Source organism: Qipengyuania sp. SS22, from assembly GCF_025736935.1.
In the GTDB taxonomy this organism is placed as follows: domain Bacteria; phylum Pseudomonadota; class Alphaproteobacteria; order Sphingomonadales; family Sphingomonadaceae; genus Qipengyuania.
The window spans coordinates 1002707-1022561 of record NZ_CP107048.1 but is presented as its reverse complement, the minus strand read 5'-3'; the positions used below and the strand labels follow the sequence as shown (position 1 = coordinate 1022561).

18 protein-coding genes are annotated in these 19855 nt (G+C 64.3%); 14 read left to right on the top strand and 4 right to left on the bottom strand.

The features are described from left to right. Positions 1–22: 22 nt before the first annotated feature. Positions 23–2779 (bottom strand): Rne/Rng family ribonuclease, encoded by a 2757-nt coding sequence (locus N6L26_RS04995; protein ID WP_263606948.1) that lies wholly within the window; start codon positions 2777–2779, stop codon positions 23–25. A gap of 449 nt (positions 2780–3228) precedes the next feature. Here N6L26_RS04995 and N6L26_RS04990 point away from each other — a divergent pair, with 449 nt between their 5' ends. The 8 genes from N6L26_RS04990 (at position 3229) to N6L26_RS04955 (ending at position 12453) form a co-directional block, all read left to right on the top strand. After that, positions 3229–4092 carry an N-acetylmuramoyl-L-alanine amidase family protein gene (locus tag N6L26_RS04990; RefSeq protein WP_263606947.1) on the top strand — a complete coding sequence of 288 codons (864 nt, stop codon included), beginning with the start codon at positions 3229–3231 and terminating at the stop codon, positions 4090–4092. 63 nt (positions 4093–4155) lie between these two features. Beyond that, positions 4156–6654, top strand: coding sequence for a penicillin-binding protein 1A (locus N6L26_RS04985; RefSeq protein ID WP_263606946.1), 2499 nt, complete (start codon positions 4156–4158; stop codon positions 6652–6654). Positions 6655–6737: 83 nt separating this feature from the next. Next, on the top strand, positions 6738–7865 hold the full coding sequence (gene prfB / locus N6L26_RS04980; protein WP_263606945.1) for a peptide chain release factor 2: 1128 nt from the start codon (positions 6738–6740) through the stop codon (positions 7863–7865). A gap of 1 nt (position 7866) precedes the next feature. Beyond that, positions 7867–8901 (top strand): hypothetical protein, encoded by a 1035-nt coding sequence (locus N6L26_RS04975; protein ID WP_263606944.1) that lies wholly within the window; start codon positions 7867–7869, stop codon positions 8899–8901. 23 nt (positions 8902–8924) lie between these two features. Beyond that, positions 8925–9749: a caspase family protein gene (locus tag N6L26_RS04970; RefSeq protein WP_263606943.1), complete on the top strand. Its 825-nt coding sequence runs from the start codon at positions 8925–8927 to the stop codon at positions 9747–9749. Between the two features lie 21 nt (positions 9750–9770). Then, complete coding sequence (locus N6L26_RS04965; protein ID WP_263606942.1) at positions 9771–10517, top strand: class I SAM-dependent methyltransferase; 747 nt, start codon at positions 9771–9773, stop codon at positions 10515–10517. Between the two features lie 5 nt (positions 10518–10522). Beyond that, a complete protein-coding gene (locus tag N6L26_RS04960; protein ID WP_263606941.1) occupies positions 10523–11929 on the top strand; it encodes an NAD(P)H-dependent flavin oxidoreductase in 1407 nt (468 codons plus the stop codon). 89 nt (positions 11930–12018) lie between these two features. After that, a complete protein-coding gene (locus tag N6L26_RS04955) occupies positions 12019–12453 on the top strand; it encodes a GNAT family N-acetyltransferase (protein ID WP_263606940.1) in 435 nt (144 codons plus the stop codon). Positions 12454–12457: 4 nt separating this feature from the next. Here N6L26_RS04955 and N6L26_RS04950 read toward each other — a convergent pair whose 3' ends face one another. Then, positions 12458–13474 (bottom strand): 2-hydroxyacid dehydrogenase, encoded by a 1017-nt coding sequence (locus N6L26_RS04950; protein WP_263606939.1) that lies wholly within the window; start codon positions 13472–13474, stop codon positions 12458–12460. 108 nt (positions 13475–13582) lie between these two features. Here N6L26_RS04950 and N6L26_RS04945 point away from each other — a divergent pair, with 108 nt between their 5' ends. Continuing rightward, the gene (locus N6L26_RS04945) at positions 13583–14050 is read left to right on the top strand and encodes an SH3 domain-containing protein (protein WP_263606938.1); all 468 of its coding nucleotides are present in this window, start codon (positions 13583–13585) and stop codon (positions 14048–14050) included. A 65-nt stretch (positions 14051–14115) separates the two neighbouring features. On the opposite strand, the gene N6L26_RS04940 is transcribed toward N6L26_RS04945, so the two are convergent. Both N6L26_RS04940 and N6L26_RS04935 read right to left on the bottom strand, forming a co-directional pair. Continuing rightward, the gene (locus tag N6L26_RS04940; protein ID WP_263606937.1) at positions 14116–14544 is read right to left on the bottom strand and encodes a hypothetical protein; all 429 of its coding nucleotides are present in this window, start codon (positions 14542–14544) and stop codon (positions 14116–14118) included. 72 nt (positions 14545–14616) lie between these two features. Beyond that, the gene (locus N6L26_RS04935; RefSeq protein WP_263606936.1) at positions 14617–15813 is read right to left on the bottom strand and encodes a thiolase family protein; all 1197 of its coding nucleotides are present in this window, start codon (positions 15811–15813) and stop codon (positions 14617–14619) included. 104 nt (positions 15814–15917) lie between these two features. Between N6L26_RS04935 and N6L26_RS04930 the strand changes: the two genes are divergently transcribed. The 5 genes from N6L26_RS04930 (at position 15918) to N6L26_RS04910 (ending at position 19848) form a co-directional block, all read left to right on the top strand. Beyond that, the gene (locus N6L26_RS04930; RefSeq protein ID WP_263606935.1) at positions 15918–17348 is read left to right on the top strand and encodes a coniferyl aldehyde dehydrogenase; all 1431 of its coding nucleotides are present in this window, start codon (positions 15918–15920) and stop codon (positions 17346–17348) included. Between the two features lie 131 nt (positions 17349–17479). Further along, positions 17480–17854, top strand: coding sequence for an NADH-quinone oxidoreductase subunit A (locus N6L26_RS04925; protein ID WP_263606934.1), 375 nt, complete (start codon positions 17480–17482; stop codon positions 17852–17854). Position 17855: 1 nt separating this feature from the next. Next, positions 17856–18422: a NuoB/complex I 20 kDa subunit family protein gene (locus tag N6L26_RS04920; protein WP_263606933.1), complete on the top strand. Its 567-nt coding sequence runs from the start codon at positions 17856–17858 to the stop codon at positions 18420–18422. Positions 18423–18427: 5 nt separating this feature from the next. Continuing rightward, entirely contained in the window at positions 18428–19315 is an 888-nt protein-coding gene (locus N6L26_RS04915; RefSeq protein ID WP_263606932.1) for an NADH-quinone oxidoreductase subunit C, read from the top strand. Beyond that, positions 19315–19848, top strand: coding sequence for a hypothetical protein (locus N6L26_RS04910; RefSeq protein ID WP_263606931.1), 534 nt, complete (start codon positions 19315–19317; stop codon positions 19846–19848). Before N6L26_RS04915 ends, N6L26_RS04910 begins: the two co-directional genes overlap by 1 nt. Positions 19849–19855: the final 7 nt, after the last annotated feature.

Here is a 19855-nt window from a genome sequence, read left to right as displayed (position 1 = left end):
ACCCGCCGACCCCCTGAGCTTGTTATTCGTCGCCGAAGGTGCGCTGCCACCAGCCACGCTTGGGCTTGGCCGGCTCGGCCGAAGCCGCGCTGTCTTCCGTCACCGGTTTGGGTGCGGCCGGCTCGGGAGCAGGCTGGGCAGCGGGTTCGGCTGCGGCTTCGACCGGCGCTGCGGGTGCAGCTTCGGCCTCGACCTTCTTCTTGCGCGGCGCGCGCTTCTTGGGCGCGGGCTTGGCTTCGGCTTCACCCTCTGCCGGTGCATCGGCAGCGGCTTCGGTCTCGGCCTTTTTCTTGCGCGGTGCGCGCTTCTTGGGCGCAGGCTTGGCTTCGGCCTCCGCTTCACCCTCTACCGGTGCGTCGGCAGCGGGTGCGGCTTCGGCTTCGGCGTCGGTCTTCTTCTTGCGCGGGGCGCGCTTGCGCGGCTTGGGCTTTTCTTCCGTCTCGGCGGCAGCCTCGGCGGTTTCGGGCGAATCCTCGGGACCCGCGACTACGGCCATGTCTTCGACCACCGCGTCCGAAACCTCTTCGAGCTTTTCAGCATCTTCGGAGGTCACATCGTCGGAGGTCCGGCCACGACCACGGCCACCCCGGCGGCGACCACCGCGACGGCGGCGCTTCTTCGGCCGGTCATCGCCGTCGTCGCTTTCGCTGTCGGCGTCGGTATCCGTGTCGTCGTCGCTGTCATCGCCATTGTCGTCGTCATCCGACTCGTCGCGATCGTCATCGTCGGAATGCTGGCGACCCTTGTTGCGTCCGCGACCGCCCCGGCGGCGGCGGCGCTTCTTGCGAGGACGATCATCGTCCTCGCCATTGCTGTCGTCGCGTTCGCTGTCGTCGTCGTTCTCGTCGAGGATCTCTTCATCGTCCTCGTCATCGACGATGGTGTCGAAACGCGGAGCGTCCTTGGGCTTGGGCCCATGGCTCGACACCGCCATCTTCGCGCCTTCGTCTTCGCCTTCGGGCACGACTTCGACGGTCACATGATAACGCTGTTCGATCTCCATGAGATCGGCGCGCTTTTCGTTGAGCAGATAGACTGCGGCTTCGGTGCTGGCTGCCAAGCGGATGGTCGAACCCTTGCCCTTGGCGGCTTCGTCCTCGATCTGGCGCAGCGCCGACAGGCCTGCGCTGGATGCGGTGCGGACCAGGCCGGTGCCGTCGCAATGCGGGCATTCGCGGGTGGTCGCTTCGAGCACGCCGGTGCGCAGGCGCTGGCGGCTCATCTCCATCAGGCCGAAGCTCGAGATGCGGCCCACCTGGATGCGGGCGCGATCGGTCTTGAGCGCGTCCTTCATCGCCTTTTCGACCTTGCGCGTGTTGGAATGGTGCTCCTGGTCGATGAAGTCGATCACCACGAGACCGGCCATGTCGCGCAGGCGCAACTGGCGGGCGATCTCGCGCGCGGCTTCGAGATTGGTGTGCAGCGCGGTTTGCTCGATATTGTGCTCCTTGGTGGAGCGGCCCGAGTTGATGTCGATCGACACCAGCGCTTCGGTCGGGTTGATGACCAGATAGCCACCCGATTTGAGCTGGACGACGGGGTCGTACATCGCCTTGAGCTGGTCTTCGGCGCCATAGCGCTGGAACAGCGGCACGGGGTCCGAATACTGCTTCACCCGGCGGGCATGGCTGGGCATCAGCAGCTTCATGAACTGCTTGGCCAGCTTGTAGCCTTCTTCGCCCTCGACCACGACTTCCTCGATGTCGCGATTGTAGATGTCGCGGATCGCGCGCTTGATCAGGTCGCTGTCCGAATGGATCAGCGCGGGTGCGCTCGAATCCAGCGTGCGCTCGCGGATCTCGTCCCACAGGCGGGCGAGATAATCGAAGTCGCGCTTGATTTCGGTCTTGGTGCGGCTGAGCCCGGCGGTGCGGACGATCAACCCCATTGTGCGCGGCAGGGTGAGGTCGCTGACGACCTGCTTCAGGCGCTTGCGGTCCGCTGCGCTGGAGATCTTGCGCGAAATGCCGCCACCGTGGCTGCTGTTGGGCATCAGCACCGTGTAACGGCCGGCGAGGCTGAGATAGCTGGTCAGCGCGGCACCCTTGTTGCCGCGTTCTTCCTTGACGACCTGGACGAGCAGCACCTGGCGGCGCTGGATGACGTCCTGGATCTTGTAGCGGCGACGCAGCGCCATGCGCTTGGCGCGCGCTTCGTCGACTTCCTTGGCGCGGGCGCGGCCCTTGCCCTGGCCCTGACGGCGACCGCGGCCACGACGGCCCTGGTTGCGGCCCTTGCGGCGGTTGTCGCCATCCGATTCCTCGTCGTCGGAATCGTCGTCGCCATCATCATCGTCGTCGTCGTCGCGGTCGAGATGGCCTTCCTCGATGGTCGCGACATCATCCTTGTCGGAAGTGTCGACTTCTTCGAGGCCGTCTTCGGCGAGGTCTTCGGCGAGGGCGCCGGAGCTTTCGTCATCGGCGTCGTATTCGTCGCCGGGCATTTCGCCGCGGTCTTCTTCCTCGTCGCGCAGACGGGCTTCTTCCTCGGCCGCTTCGGCCTCGGCAGCGAGCAGCTCGTCACGGTCTTCCTTGGGGATCTGGTAATAATCGGGATGGATTTCGCTGAAAGCGAGAAAGCCGTGGCGATTACCGCCGAAATCCACAAACGCCGCCTGCAGCGACGGTTCGACCCTGGTTACCTTGGCAAGATAGATATTGCCCTTGATCTGCTTGTGATCGGCAGATTCGAAATCGAATTCTTCAATCCGGTTGCCTTTGAGCACCGCCACCCGGGTTTCTTCCGAGTGGCGCGCATCGATAAGCATGCGCGTTGCCATTGATATGTCTCCAGCCGCACCGGGGCAGGAATGATCCTGCTGGGGCGCGGCGTATTCTGTTGGAAAGTCCGCGGCCCTGTCGGGGCGTCGCGGTGTTTGCGAACCGGCCGTGTCCTGCATGTGCGAGGGGCCGGGTATTCGTGACTGCGGGACTGGCCTCGCGCAGGGTTTGCGCTGTCCGGCCCGACGCAGCGGCAAAGGCGGGTGCCTGTGCTGCCAATGTCGGGGAGTAACGGGCCATGTCCGGCATCAACCTGTATTGCATTGGACCGGAACGATACGAACGCTGCGGTCTGAAAGTTAACGGTTTTCTTCGATGACCCTCTTCGTCGCGTATCGTTCGCGCCGATCGGAGGCACCGGAAAACCGATATGGTGTCGCTAGCACCGTGGGTTTCACACGGCAACCATATTGCGTCATCTGACAACAAGGCCGTAACCATGCATGCCATGTCGATCCGGACGCACATCCTCCTGCTGGTCCTGCTGCCGCTCGCAGTGGTGGCCGCGCTGGTGGTGACAGCCCAGCGCATTCCCGTGCCCGAGATCGGGCGCGCCTATGTGCTGCGCGTCGATTTGCCCGAGGCGGATGCGCCGGGCGCCTTGCCCGATGTGGCAGGCCGCGAGGGCTTGCCGCTGGTGGTGATCGATGCCGGCCATGGCGGACACGATCCGGGGGCATCGGGGCAGGGCTACCGCGAAAAGACCGTCGTTCTCGGCCTCGCCCGCGCGCTGCGCGCCGAGCTGGAGAAGGAAGGCAATGTCCGCGTCGCCTTGACCCGCGACGACGATCGCTATCTGGTTCATGCCGAGCGGGTCGCGATCGCGCGGCGGCTCGATGCCGACCTGTTCCTCTCGATCCATGCGGACAGCGCGGGCGATGCGGCCGAAGTCACCGGGGCCAGCATCTACACGCTGTCGAACCAGGCCTCGAGCGAGGCCGCCGCGCGCTTCGCCGAGCGCGAGAATGCCTCGGACCGGCTCAACGGCGTCGATGTCGGCGGGAGGAGCGATGTGGTAAACACGATCCTCGTCGAATTATCGCAGCGGCGCACGCAGGAGCAATCGGACGAGTTTGCGCGGTTGATCCGCCGCGAGGGCGCGGGCGCGATCCGCTTCCATCCGCAGGCACGCCGCTCAGCCGCGCTCAAGGTGCTGCGCGCACCCGATGTGCCTTCGGTCCTGTTCGAAAGCGGGTTCATTACCAACGAGGCCGATGCGCAGCGTCTTTCCTCGACCGAAGGCCGCGCACGTTTTGCGGAGGTCATGGCGCGCGCCATCCGCATCTATTTTGCCCGCCAGCAAGAAAGCTGACGGCGAGGCGCTAATCCTTCTGGCGAATTGCCAAATTGGCGTGCTAGAGGCTCATCCGACACCATGCCCGACCAGCCAGCCCTGCAATATTACCGTTACCGCATCAGCCGCGATCCCAAGCGGCTGATCGCGTGGTTCGACGACAATTGGTCGCGCAACCGCAAGCTGCGGTTCGCGAGCTATATCACCGGTTTTGCAGTGGTAATGATCGTGCTCGCGTGGGCGACGCTCGGGCGCAACCTGCCCGATGCCGAATCGCTGCTCGAATACGAGACCCCGCTGCCCAGCGTGGTGCGCGGGATCGATGGCGAGATCGTCAACACCTACGCTCGCGAACGCCGCGTGCAGCTGCAATATGTGGATTTTCCCGAACAGCTGGTCGAAGCCTTCCTCTCGGCCGAGGACAAGACCTTCTTCAGCCATGGCGGCGTCGATATCACGGGCACGGCCAATGCGGTGATCGATTACGCGACCAAGCTCAGCTCGGGCGAACGCGCGGTCGGCGGCTCCACCATTACCCAGCAAGTCGCCAAGAACCTGCTGCTCGGTGATGAATATTCGGTCACGCGCAAACTCAAGGAAATGATCCTCGCCACGCGCATCGAAAGCGTGCTGACCAAGCAGGAAATCCTCGAGCTTTATCTCAACGAGATTCCGCTGGGTCGGCGCAGCTTTGGCGTGCAGGCGGCATCGCGCGCCTATTTCGACAGGGATGTCGGCGATCTCGAGCTGCATCAGATCGCCTTTCTCGCAATCCTGCCCAAGGCGCCCGAACGCTATGGCCGCGAACGCTATCACGACCTTGCCATTACGCGGCGTAATTTCGTGCTCGACCAGATGGTCGCCAACGACTTCATCACCGCGAGCGCTGGCGAGGCGGCCAAGCGGATGGACCTGGGGCTGGTCGAACAGCGCGGGTCGCGTTCGGCCGATGCGGGCTATTTCCTCGAGGAAGTGCGCCGGCAGCTGATCGACCGTTTCGGCGAGACCGCCGATGACGGGCGCAACAGCGTCTATTCGGGCGGACTGTGGGTGCGTACCTCGCTCGACCTCGAACTCCAGGATGCAGCGCGCGACGCGCTGCGCGCGCAGCTGATCAGCTATCACGGCAATCGCGGGTTCACGGGTCCGATCGCCACGCTCAATCCCGATAATGGCGATCTCACCGCGCAGCTCGCTTCCTCGAACATCGGCATCAGCTATCGCGACTGGCGTGTCGGCGTGATCACCGCGCCGGGCCGGATCGGCTTTAGCGATGGCGAGGAATTCGCGCTGTCGGGTGGGCCAAGCTCGCTCCAGCCCGGCGATGTCGTGGCAGCAGCGCGTTCGGGCGCGGGCTATGCCATTCGCGGCGTGCCCGAAGTGTCCGGTGCCTTCCTCGCCGAAGCGCCGCAGACGGGCCGTATCCTCGCCATGCAGGGCGGTTTCGACAGCCGTCTGGGCAGTTTCAACCGCGCCACGCAGGCGCTGCGCCAGCCGGGTTCGACGATCAAGCCGTTCGTCTATGCTGCCGCGCTCGACCAGGGGATGACCCCGGCGACGCAGGTCCCCGACCAGACCTTCTGCGTGTGGCAAGGTGCCAATCTGGGCGAGAAATGCTTCCGCAATTTCGGCGGCGGCGGGGGCGGGATCCACACGCTGCGCTGGGGGCTCGAGCAGAGCCGCAATCTGATGACCGTCCACATTGCCGACGATACCGGGATGGACAATGTCATCCAGACCATCGACCGGGTCGGCATCGGGTCTTACGAGCCCTATTATTCCTTCGCGCTTGGCGCGGGCGACACTACCGTGGCGCGGATGGTCAATGGCTACGCCGCGCTCGCCAATTGGGGCCGCCAGAACGCCGGATCGGTGATCGATTACGTGCAGGACCGCGATGGCAAGGTCATCTTCCGCACCGACACCCGCGATTGTTCGGGGTGCAATCTGGAAGAATGGGACGGCCAGCCAATGCCGCGCTTCGACGTCTCGGGCAAGCAGGTGCTCGACCCGCGTACCGCGTTCCAGATGGTCCATATGCTGCAGGGCGTGGTAACCCGCGGTACCGCGGTCCGCCTGCGCAGTCTCGACCTGCCGCTGTTCGGCAAGACCGGCACCACCAACGGCCCGACCAACGCGTGGTTCGTCGGCGGCTCGCCCGAAATCATCGCCGGCATGTATGTCGGCTTCGACCAGCCGCGCAATCTCGGCGGTTGGGTGCAGGGCGGCAATACTGCCGCAACGATCATGAAGCGCTTCATCGAAGCAACCAAGGATCGCTGGACGGCAGAGGACTTCGTCGCTCCTCCGGGTGTGCGGATGGTCAAGATAGACCGTCGCAGCGGCAAACGCGTGTTCGAGGGCACCCCGTCGGACGAACCCACCGCGGCAATCATCTGGGAAGCCTTCAAGCCCGACACCGAACCGCCGCGCGCGACGCGTTCGGATGCCATCGCCGCCAAGCGTAACGAGATTCTCGAATTGATCCGTCGCGGCCGCCTCGAGGCGCAGCAGGCGGCTGCAAACGATCGCGGCGACCAGCCCAACGACTTCGTCGAGGATCAGGGCGGAATTTACTGATCCGCGCGCCTGGCGGGCGCTGCACTTTACAATCCGCCTGTGACTATTAGGGGCGGGATCAAGCAAATCCGAAGGAATTCCCTATGCGTGCCGAAGGGCAGGCCCATATCGAACGCATCGAAGCCGCGTTGGCGCTGGTCCGCCAGTCGCTTGACTGGGACCGCGCGCTGCGCCGGCTCGAGGAACTCGACGCGCGCGTGCAGGACCCTACCTTGTGGGGCGATCCCAAGCAGGCGCAGGCGATCACACAGGACCAGAAGCGGCTCGAAACCGCAATCAACACCGTGCGCGAGATCGAAAGCGAGATGGGCGACGCGGTGGAATTCGTCGAGATGGGCGAGGCCGAGGGCGATGCCGAGGTCGAACGCGAGGGACTGGACACGCTGTCCCGCCTTGCCGAGCGCGCCGATCGCGACAAGGTGCAGGCGCTGCTCTCGGGTGAGGCCGATGGCTACGATACCTATCTTCAAATCAATGCCGGCGCCGGCGGTACCGAGAGCCAGGACTGGGCCGAGATGCTGCTGCGCATGTATGCGCGCTGGGCCGAACGCCGCGGGTTCAAGGTCGAGACAGTCGAATATGCCGCTGGCGACCAGGCCGGGATCAAGAGCGCGACGCTGCTGATCAAGGGCGAGAACGCCTATGGCTACGCCAAGACCGAGAGCGGCGTCCACCGGTTGGTACGTATAAGCCCTTATGACAGCTCGGCGCGGCGCCACACCAGCTTCAGTTCGGTCTGGGTCTATCCGGTGATCGACGATGATATCGACATCGAGATCAATCCGTCCGATCTCAAGATCGACACCTATCGCGCCTCGGGCGCGGGCGGGCAGCACGTCAACACCACCGATTCCGCGGTCCGGATCACCCACCAGCCGACCGGTATCGTGGTGGCGAGCCAGAATGACCGCAGCCAGCACAAGAACCGCGCGACCGCGATGAACATGCTCAAGGCGCGGCTGTTCGAACGCGAGATGGCCGAACGCGAAGCCGCCGCTTCGGGTGAATATCAGGAGAAGAGCGAGATCGGGTGGGGCCACCAGATCCGCTCCTATGTCCTCCAGCCGTACCAGATGGTGAAGGATTTGCGCACTGGCGTGCAGTCGCCTACACCTGACGACGTGCTCGACGGCGCGCTGGACCCGTTCATTTCCGCCGCGCTGGCCCAGCGCGTGACCGGCGAAACGGTCGAGGTGGAGGATACCGAATAGGATGCGCAAACAGCTTGCCCTGGCCAGTCTCGCGGTACTGGCCGCGGCAATTGCAACGCCGGCCAACGCCGATGTCGTCATCGGCCCGCGCGTGTCCTATTATTTCGACAATTCGAACTTGCGCACATCGGGCATCGACCCCCGGCTGGACGAGGGCGATGCGCTCGTCCCGGCAGATATCGCCGTGTTGCGCACCGCTTTCGGCGTCGAACCACAGCTGACCACGGTCAGCGAGGGCGAAGGCGTCCTGTCCGACCAGGTCGGCTATCCGATGATCGGCGCGATGGTCAATTTCGGAGACGATCGCGACCGCTTCACGCTCACCGCCATGTATGGCAGCGGCAAGGGCGACGCCGCGCTCTCGGCGACCGTGTCGCGCACGCTGACGCTGGGCGATACCGAGTTCATCGACCTGATCAATTACGATGCGAACACGGTCAGCAGTACCGACCGCATCGATGTCGAACTGACCTGGCAGCGCCGCCAGAGCGAGAGCTTCGCGCTGCTCGGCGGTATCCGCTACGAACGGCTCGATACCGCCTTCGTCGGCGATCTGCGGATCGTGCAAAGCGTTGCCATCCCCACGGTCATCGCGCTGTCGCGTGCTGCGATAGAGGGCGATCCCGCGCCGCCGGTCATTCCATCCGTCCCGCCGCTGATCGCCGGCGTGCGGCAGGACGGGACCATCCAGACTTTCAGCGCGCGCGGCGGCGCCACGGCTTTCGTGCCGTTCGGCGACAATGCGGTCGCTTTCTTCAACGGCATGCTTCAGGCCAGCTATCGTCCCGATTACGATGTGCTGACTGTCATCGAAGACCCCTCGGGCCTGTTCAGCGACAGCATCACCGGGCGCGAAGAGGGAGAATTCAGCATCGGACCCGATTTCGCAGTCGGCGCACAGTTCATCCTGTCGGAGAACCTCGCGCTCGACCTGCGCTATCGTGCGGTGCTGTTCTTTCCGCTGACCGGGGTGCAGGATTTCAGCGATGCGCGGGTCAGCCACGGGGTCAATCTCGGATTGTCGCTGCGGCTCTGATCCGATACCTTCGGGCCATGTCTATGGGTCGTATTCTCCTGCCCTTGCTGGGATTTCTGGTGACGCTGGCGCCAACCGCGCTGCATGCCGAGATCAAGGCACTGGTGGTCGCTTCGGACTACTCCTCTGCTCGACTCGCCGGTTTGCAGCTGGCCAATCCGGTCGTCGATGCGCGCATGATCGAGGCGGCGCTCAAACGCAGTGCGGTGGCCGAAGTGGCGCTGGTCGAGGAACCCGATGCACAGGAGTGGGACGAGGCTTTCGACCTGTTTGCCAACTCGCTCAATGGCGACGATGTCGCGCTGATGTATTTCGCCGGCCATGGCTTTCAGATCGACGGCGCAAACTATTTCCTCGCCTCGGATGGCTATTCGCTGATCGGGCTCGATCCAATCCTGCAGCGCCTCACCAAGCAGGCGCGCGGGGTGGTGTTCGTGGTCGATGCCTGCCGCAACAACCCGGTCAGCGAGACGGTGGACGATGCGGCGTTCCAGGTGATCGAGGTCGAGGGCGGGCAGCGCGGCCTGACGCGGGTCACGCTCGACGATATCGTCTATGCCGACAAGGGGCTGGCGCAAGTGGGCAATCTGCGCGGTCTGTCGGCGCTGGTGTTCTTTTCGACCGAACCGGGCAATACCGCCGAAGATGGCGCTACGCCGGGCAAGGGCAGCCCCTTCGCCAAGGAATTCGCCCGTCAGCTGCCGCGCCGCCAGTCGCTCGACGAGCTGGTCCGCAAGACCGCGGTGGCAGTGAACGAGCGGACCGCGGGTCGGCAATCGCCCTGGCGCCAGGGCGATCTGGCGTTCGACGTGTTCATCGGCGGCATGCGGGCATTGCCCATCCCCTGAGGGAACGGCATAGGCGCTTGCATGACACGGATTGCTGCCATCGCCCTGCTCGGGTTTGCACTGGGTGCCTGCGACGCGCCGGCCGAACCGGGCGCACGTTTTCCCGCCCCCGATCGCCCGGTGTCCGAGATCGGCTCGAACCAGTTTTCGACCGAAGACCAGCGCGACAGCCGTGGCGAAGCGCAGACGGTGATGGACCTCGCCGAAATTGAACCCGGCATGACCGTTGCCGATATCGGCGCGGGCAATGGCTATTACACGGTCCGCCTGGCGGAGCGCGTGGGCGAGGGCGGGCGCGTGCTCGCACAGGATATCGATCGCGATGCGCTCAGCCGCCTTGGCCAGCGGATCGAGCGCCAGCGGCTCGAAAACGTTTCGATCCGGCTTGGCGAAACTGCCAATCCGAAATTGCCCGACAACAGTTTCGACCGCATCTTCATGGTCCATATGTACCACGAGATCGAGAGCCCGTATGAGTTCCTCTGGCGCATGTGGCCCGCGCTCGATGAGGGCGGGCAGGTGGTGGTCGTCGATATCGACCGGCCGACCGACCAGCACGGGATCGACCCGCTGCTGCTGAGCTGCGAATTCGAAGCGGTCGGCTACGAACTGGTGGCGTTCAAGGACGCGCCCGAACTGGCCGGGTACTATGCACAGTTCAAGGCAGCCGCTACGAGGCCCGCTCCCGGAGAGATAGAGCGCTGCCGCGGCGACCGTGCCGCAATGGACGCTGGGGCCCAGCACCCCGCCAAGAAAGAGAAAGCGTAGAATTTATGAGTTTCAAGGGTCTCGAGCCGATCAGCTATGGCGGCAAGGAAGTCTGGCCGCTGGTCGAAGGCGGCAAGGGTGTTTCCGCTACCAATCACATGAGTTCGGGCGCCTGGGCCGCCGCTGGCGGCATCGGTACCGTCAGTGCGGTCAATGCCGACAGCTATGACGAAGACGGCCTGCCGATTCCGCAGATCTACCCGCAGGCGACGCGGGTCGAGCGCTTCGAGCAACTGGTCCGCTACGGCATCGAGGGCGGCACCGAACAGGTCCGCCGTGCGCACGAGATTTCGGGCGGCAAGGGCGCGATCAACATCAATGTGCTGTGGGAAATGGGCGGCGCGCAGCAGGTCCTCGAAGGCATCCTCGAAAACTGCCCCGGGCTCGTTACCGGCGTCACCTGCGGCGCGGGCATGCCTTACAAGCTCGCGGAAATCGCGGCGAAGCATAACGTCCATTACCTGCCCATCGTCAGCTCGGCGCGCGCCTTCCGCGCGTTGTGGAAGCGCAGCTATTCCAAGGTCCCCGACCTGATGGCGGCGGTGGTCTATGAAGACCCCTGGCTGGCGGGCGGCCACAACGGCCTGTCCAATGCCGAAGACCCGACCAAGCCCGAAGATCCCTATCCGCGGGTTGCCGCGCTGCGCGAGACCATGCGCAAGGAAGGCGTGTCCGAAGACACCGCCATCGTCATGGCCGGCGGCGTGTGGTTCCTGCGCGAATGGAACGACTGGATCGGCAATCCCGAGCTGGGCAAGATCATGTTCCAGTTCGGCACCCGCCCGCTGCTGACGCAGGAAAGCCCGATCCCCAATGTGTGGAAGGACATGCTGCGCACCGTCGAGCCGGGCGATGTGCTGCTGCACAAGTTCAGCCCCACCGGCTTCTATTCGAGCGCGGTGAAGACGCCGTTCCTCTACGATCTGATGCATCGCAGCGAACGCCAGATCCCGATCTTCAAGCGCGACGAGGAAGAGGGCACGATCCCGCTCGCCGATCACGGCAAGGCGAAATATTTCTTCGTCCATCCCGGCGACCAGCGCAAGGCGCAGGCGTGGATGCACGAAGGCTTCACCGAGGCGCTCAAGACGCCCGACGACACGGTGGTTTTCGCCACGCCCGAAAGCGCGGAGCAAATCCGCGCCGACCAGCAGGCCTGCATGGGCTGCCTGTCGCACTGCCAGTTTTCCAGCTGGAAGGATCACGACAACCACACCACCGGCCGGCTCGCCGACCCGCGCAGCTTCTGCATCCAGAAGACGCTGCAGGACATCGCGCATGGCGGCGACCCGGACGAGAATCTCGCCTTCGCCGGCCACGCGGCTTACCGCTTCAAGCAGGACCCGTTCTATTCGAACAACTACACCCCGACGGTGCAGGAACTGGTCGAGCGGATCCTGACGGGGGATTGATCGCCGGAGCGTTTCCCTTCCGGCGGCGAAATTTGGTGCGGGGGAAGGCAGGTTAGGGGCGAGAGATGGTGCAGGTTTCAGTCGCCGACTTGGCCGATGATGATATTCGCAGCCTCATCACTCTGCACCAGCAACGGATGTACGATGCTTCACCGCCGGGAACATCGTTCGCGCTCGACCTGAGCGGGCTAGAAGGCGCCGCTGCGACTGTGCTTGAGGCGCGCGACGCCGATACCTTGCTGGGGGTTGGCGCCTTGTTCGAACTCTCGCCGAGCGAAGGTGAAATCAAGTCGATGCGCACCGCCGATAGCGCGCTCCGTCGGGGGGTGGGGCAGGTACTGCTCGACCACATCGTCACCATCGCGCGGGAGCGCGGCTATCGCCGTTTGCTGTTGGAAACGGGCACGGGTGAAACTTTCGAACCCGCCAACCGGCTTTATCTTCGCAACGGTTTCACGCGCTGCGCGCCGTTCGGCGACTATGCCGAAACGCAGTTCAATATCTTCTACGAATTGGCGCTCTAACGGCTCAGTCCAGGCCCGAGAGCACTTGGTCGGGCGGCCTGTGACCGTCGGCCCACATGCGGATGTTGGCGATGACCTTGAGGCCGCTGTCTTCGCGGCCTTCACGTGTGGCGCTGCCGATATGGGGGAGGGTCATCACGTTGGGGTGGCGGATCAGGCGTTCGTCGACATGGGGTTCGTCGGGATAGACGTCGAGCCCGGCTCCGGCGAGCTTGCCGCTGTCGAGCGCTGCCACCAGCGCCTCCTGCTCGACCAGATCACCACGCGCGGTGTTGATCAGGCTTGCCCCGTCCTTCATCAGGGCGATCCGGCGCGCGTCGATCATGTGATGTGTATTGGGTCCGGAAGGGCAGTGGAGCGAGAGGATATCCGCTTCGCCCATCAACCCGTCGAGGCTATCCACCCAGCGCGCCTGGAACATCCGCTCGACCGCTTCGGGGAGCCGCTTGCGGTTATGATACGCGATCTCCAACCCGAAGGCGCGCGCGCGATGTGCCACCGCCTGGCCGATCCGCCCCATGCCGACGATGCCGAGCACCTTGCCCGCGAGCTTGGTCCCGAGCAGTGCGGTTGGCGTCCAGCCGGTCCATTTGCCGCTGCGGATAAGCTCTACACCTTCGCGGATACGGCGCGGCACGCCGATGATGCCGGCCATCGTGAGATCGGCGGTGTCGTCGGTGAAGACACCCGGCGTGTTGGTGACGAGAATATGGCGATCTGCGGCGGCTTGCAGGTCAAGATGCTCGGTCCCCGCGCCGAAATTGGCAATTAGCCCGAGGTCCTTGCCCGCGCTCGCGATCATCTCGGCGTCGATCCGGTCGGTAACGGTGGGGACAAGCACATCGCAGTCCTGCATCGCGGCGACCAATTGGTCGCGCGTCAGCGGCACATCCGCGGCGTTGAGGCGGACATCGAACAGCTCGCTCATCCGCTCCTCGACGGAGGGCATCAGATGGCGCGTGACGAAAACGCGCGGCGTGCGCTCGAGACGTTTGGCGGGGCGGGTGTCGGTGCTTTCCATGCGGGCAGAAGCGCTAGGACGCGCGGAGGGGAGCGGTCAAGGATTCGGACGGGAATTGCCCCGTTAACGGCGTTGACTGTTTGCGCGTGATCCCCGATTCAGGCGCGCATGTTCACACGGCTTTTCATACTCTTCCTGCTGCTCGCCGGAATCACCGGGACGGCGAGGGCGCAGGAGCGCGAAACGCCCTATTGGGCGACCATCCGCGCCAGCGTGCTCAACATGCGGGTTGGCCCCAGCGCCGATTACAAGATCGACTGGGTCTACCGCCGGCCCGGCCTGCCGGTGAAGGTCGTGCGGCTGATGGAAGGCTGGCGGCTGATCGAGGATCCGGACGGCACCCGCGGATGGGTCGTTGCGCGCCTGCTCAGCCCCGATCGCGGTGCCATTGTGATCGGCGACGGAATGGCCGATCTGCGTGCCAGCGACAGCGAGGATGCCGAGCTCAAATGGCGTGTCGAGCCGGGCGTGGTCGGTGTACTGGGCGACTGCGACGAAGGCTGGTGCGAATTTGCCGTGGGCGAACGCTTCGGGCTGATCTCCGAGACGCGTCTGTGGGGTGCGGGCGAACCGTGAACCGCCAGACCTAACCGATCAGGGCGGACCCGCGGGGCCCGCCCTGTCGATTTGAGAACGATAGTTTATTCGGCGGGGGCCATCGCGGCTTCGGCCTGCGCTTCTACCTTGCGCACGGTCGACTGGACGGTGCCGTCTTCCTCGCGCATTTCGAAAGCCCCGTCTTCGCCCGGCGCGCCACCGGTATAGCATTCCTCGGCGGTATCGCCTTCGGGATCGAAGCACATCGCGCCGTCGTCGTCCGCACGCCAGGTGCCGCCGCCGGTGCGGGTACCATCGGGCGTGGCCTCGGCATAGGTGCCGTCGGCGTTGATCGTCTGGATGGTGACACTGCCGTCGGCCAGCTGGACTTCATAGGTCCCGGTCATGTCGCCGGTGGCAGTGCTGTCGAGCGTGGTTTCTTCCGTGTCGACCGGTTCGATCGGCTCTTCGGCCTCGTTCGAACCGCAGGCGGCAAGCGCGGCGCAGGCCGCGATGATGGCAAATTTCTTCATGGACACTTCCCCTTATTTGCGGGCGCGCCAAAACGCGCTGCCTGGGGAAGTGCCCTGAAAAGCGGTGCCCGTCTAGACGAGCTCGACCGCGACTGCGGTGGCTTCACCGCCGCCAATGCACAGGCTGGCGATGCCGCGCGTCTTGCCCTGCTGCTTGAGCGCATTGAGCAGCGTGACGAGGATACGCGTCCCGCTGGCACCGATCGGGTGGCCCAGCGCAGTGCCGCCGCCATTGATGTTGATCCGGTCGTGCGGGATGCCGATGTCGCGCATGGCGAACATGGCGACGCAGGCGAAGGCTTCGTTGACTTCCCACAGCTCGACTTCATCGGCGGTCCAGCCGGCCTTTTCGAGCACCTTCTCGATCGCGCCGATGGGGGCGACGGTGAACTGCGCGGGTTCCTGGGCATGCGCGGCCATGGCGACGATCTTTGCGACCGGCTGCTGGCCGTTGGCCTTGGCGACACTGTCGCGCGCCAGCACGACAGCGGCGGCGCCATCGGAAATCGAGGAGGAGGTCGCAGCGGTAATCGTGCCGTCCTTGGCGAAGGCCGGGCGCAGCTGCGGAATCTTGTCGGGGCGGCCCTTGCCGGGTTGCTCGTCATGCTCGACCGTGACCTCGCCCTTGCGGGTCGAGAAGGTGACCGGCACGACTTCGTCGGCAAAAGCGCCGCTGTCGATTGCGGCATTCGCGCGGCGCAGCGATTCGATGGAATAGTCGTCCATCTCTTCGCGGGTGATCTGGTATTCGTCGGCGGTGCACTGGGCGAAGGTGCCCATCGCACGGCCTTCCTCATAAGCGTCTTCCAGCCCGTCGAGGAACATGTGGTCATAGGCGGTGTCATGGCCGAGCCGCGCGCCGCTGCGGTGCTTCTTGAGCAGGTAGGGCGCATTGGTCATGCTCTCCATCCCGCCCGCGACGACATAGTCCACCGTCCCGCTGGCGAGCGCTTCGGCACCCATGATGACGGTCTGCATGCCGCTGCCGCAGACCTTGTTAACCGTGGTCGCCTGCACCGACTTGGGCAGGCCTGCCTTGATCGATGCCTGACGGGCAGGGGCCTGGCCAAGCCCGGCGGGAAGGACGCAGCCCATGTAGGTACGGTCGAAACTGTCCACCGGTACCCCCGAACGTTCGACCGCCGCCTTCACTGCCGTGGCCCCGAGATCGGTGGCGGAAACATCGGCGAGCGCGCCCTGCATGCCGCCCATCGGAGTACGGGCGTAAGACAGGATGACGACGGGATCGGATGCGCTGAACTGGGTCATGCTTGTGTATGTCCTTCGGTTCTGGAATATCGGTTGCCAATGGCGACCTATTGTGTGGCCCATAATCTAGTGCTGCGTTGCAGCAATATCAAACGGAGAGAGCAATGGCGGACGACCGGACAAGCGAAATGGAAGCCGTTTTGCGCAAGCAGCGCGCCGCACACCACCAGATGCGCCCCGAGCCGATGGCGCTGCGCAAGGACCGGATCGAGCGCGCGATGAAGCTGCTCACGGATCATGCCGACGATCTGTGCAAGGTGATGGCCGCCGATTTCGGGAATCGCTCGCCGCATCAGTCGATGATCACCGATATCGCGGGCACGGTGAATTTCGGCAAATATTGTCTCAAGCACATGGACAAGTGGTCGCGGGCCGACAAACGCCACGTGCAGTTCCCGCTGGGCCTGCTCGGCGCCAAGGCCGAGGTGCGCTACGAACCAAAGGGCGTGGTGGGCATCCTCAGCCCGTGGAACTTCCCCGTCAATCTCAGCTTCGGCCCGCTGATGCAGATTTTCGCCGCGGGCAATCGCGCGATGATCAAGCCGAGCGAGTTCACCGAGAAGACCAGCCTGCTGACCAAGGAACTGATTGGGGAATATTTCACCCCCGACGAATGCGCGGTGTTCACCGGCGGTCCCGAAGTTGCGGCGGCGTTCAGCGAACTGCCGTTCGACCACCTGATCTTCACCGGCTCGACCGCGACCGGTCGCAAGGTGATGGAATCGGCGTCGAAGAACCTCGTGCCGGTCACGCTCGAACTGGGCGGCAAGAGCCCGGTGTTCCTCGGCGAGAGCGCCGATTTCGCCAAGGCGGGCGAGCGCGTCGCGCTGGGCAAGATGCTCAATGCAGGCCAGATCTGCCTCGCGCCCGACTACCTGTATGTCCCCGAAAGCAAGCAGGACGAGGCGATCCACGGCGTGTGGCGGGGAACGGCCAATATGTATCCCACGCTGCTCGATAACGAGGATTACGCCAGCGTCGTCACCGATCGTCATTTCGACCGCCTGCAGGACCTCGTCGCCGATGCGCGCGACAAGGGTGCCGAGGTGATCGAGGTCAATCCTGGGAACGAGGATTTCTCCAACACCAATGCGCGCAAGATGCCGTTGACGATCCTCAAGAACGTCACCGACGACATGAAGGCGATGCAGGAGGAAATCTTCGGTCCGGTCCTGCCGGTGAAGACCTATGGCCATATCGACGAGGCGATCGATTACGTGAACGAGCACGATCGCCCGCTCGGTCTGTATTATTTCGGGCAGGATTCGGACGAGCGCGAAAAGGTGCTGACCAAGACGATCAGCGGCGGCGTGACCGTCAACGATGTGATCTTCCACGTATCGATGGAAGACCTGCCCTTCGGCGGGGTCGGACCAAGCGGCATGGGCAGCTATCACGGGGTCGAGGGCTTCCGCGAATTCAGCCATGCGCGCAGCTTCTATACACAGCCCAAAATCGACGTAGCCAAACTGGGTGGATTCAAGCCGCCCTATGGCCCGGCAACCGAAAAAGCGGTCAAATCGATGATGAAATAGCGGGTGTCTGCAAGGGTGCGCCGCATGACGCGGTTTTGTTGCGAATTGTTCGCATTTCTGCACCCTTGCACCATCTGGGCGAGCGGCCTAGAGGCGGGCGCGAACCAAGCCTGACGCCTTAGGAATCATTCGTGGTCGACCTCGAACAATACCTGCCAATCCTGATCTTTCTGTTTGTCGCCGTCGGCCTGTCGGCGCTCTTCGTGTTCCTCCCGATGGGCGTCTCGCGCCTGACCGGGACGCACCAGCCCGATGCGGAAAAGAACAGCGAATATGAATGCGGCTTCCCCGCGTTCGAGGATCCGCGCAGCCAGTTCGATGTGCGCTTCTACCTCATCGCCATCCTGTTCATCATCTTCGACCTCGAAGCGGCTTTCCTGTTTCCCTGGGCAGTCAGCCTCGACCTGACTGGTTGGCCGGGCTGGATCACGATGATGATATTCCTTGGCGAACTTGCGGTCGGACTGGCCTACGCCTGGAAAGTCGGCGCGCTGGAATGGGAATGACATGAGCAATTCGACGATCATTACCCCGCCCGAGGCTTTGCCTGCGGCGCAAGGCGGCGATGTCCGCCGGCCCGATGCCGACTATTTCAATGCGCTCCAGACCGAGGTGAACGACAAGGGCTTCCTCGTCACCAGCACCGAGGACCTGTTCCAGTGGGCGCGCACGGGATCGCTATGGTGGATGACCTTCGGGCTCGCTTGCTGCGCGGTCGAGATGATCCACGTCAATATGCCGCGCTATGACATGGAGCGCTTCGGCGTCGCCCCGCGCGCCTCGCCGCGCCAGAGCGACGTGATGATCGTCGCCGGCACGCTGTGCAACAAGATGGCGCCCGCGCTGCGCAAGGTTTACGACCAGATGTCGGAGCCGAAATACGTTATCTCGATGGGCAGCTGCGCCAATGGCGGCGGCTATTACCATTACAGCTACAGCGTCGTGCGCGGCTGCGACCGGATCGTGCCGGTCGATATCTATGTGCCCGGGTGCCCGCCAACTGCCGAGGCGCTGCTTTACGGCGTGATGCAGCTGCAGCGGAAGATCCGCCGCGCTGGCACGATCGAGAGGTAGGGGCGATGTCCGTTTTGCATTCCGCGCCCCGGTTCACCCAGCTTGACGGGCTGAAGGATACGCTCGTCAATGCGCTGGGCGGTCACCTGCTCGAAGCGCATGAAGAACATGGCGAGCTGCTGCTCAGCGTGAAGCGCGACAGCATCGAAGACGTGCTGCGCATCCTGCGCGACGATCACAAATACCAGCAGCTGATGGAAATCGCCGGTGTCGACTATCCCAGCCGCGTGGAGCGGTTCGAAGTGGTTTACATGCTGCTGTCGCTGACCGCCAACAACCGCGTGATGGTGAAGTGTTCGGCGGCCGAGGACACGCCCGTGCCCACGGTCACCACGCTGTGGCCCAATGCGGGCTGGCTCGAACGCGAAGTGTTCGACATGTACGGCGTGCTGTTCGCGGGCAATACCGACCTGCGCCGCATCCTCACCGATTACGGTTTCGAAGGCCATCCTTTCCGCAAGGACTTCCCGCTCACCGGCTATCACGAGCTGCGCTATTCCGAAGACGAGAAGCGCGTCGTTTATGAGCCGGTCGAGCTGGCGCAGGACTTGCGGCAATTCGATTTCATGAGCCCGTGGGAAGGCGCGGACTATGTCCTGCCGGGCGACGAGAAGGCCGAGACGCCGCCCGTTGCCGATCCCAAGACCACCGAGAAGCCTTCGGACACCGGTGCCGGCAAGAAGACCGACAAGCATGCCGCGGACAAGGTCAGCGCTGGCGCGCCGGCCGAGGAAGACGGCGGCGACGAGGCCCCTGCGCCCGAGCCGACCGAGGACCAGCCCGCACGCGCCAAGCGCAAGGGCAAGACCACCGATACCGCCAGCGCGACCGAGCCGAAGACCAAACCCCGCGCCAAGCGCAAGCCCGCGTCCAAGAGCAAGGATGCCGAGTGATGAGCAAGCTCCTCCTCCTCGCCCTTCCGCTTGCCCTGGCAGCCTGTTCCTCCGAACCGGCCGAACAGGACAGCGCGGATGATTTCGCCAATCGCATCGGCCAGAACGGCGAGGCGCTCGATCCCGCACAGCGTGATCCCGATGCGCCCAATACCGCCACTGCAGCGCCGCCTTCGGGAGCCGACCTCACGCAGCTGCGGAAGCTGGGTGATATCGGCGGTGTCGATCTCGGCCCGCGCGATGGCGGCTGCACGCTGATGGTCGGCAAGGACGAAATGATCATCGCCGGCGCGATGAATGACGGCGCGATCCCCGGCAAGGCCGTGGTCCGCGTGGGTGACAGCCTGACCACGGTCGATGCCGCGGTCGGCGGGCTCGACGCGATCAGGGACGGCACCACCTTCACCGGCGAAGGCTTCACCATCTCCGTTGCTCCGGCAGCGGGCGACCAGCAGCGCCGCCCGGCCAACGTCACCGTGCGCGACGCCGCCGGTCAGACACAGAGCTACAGCGGCAATTGGATCTGCTCATGAGCCACGC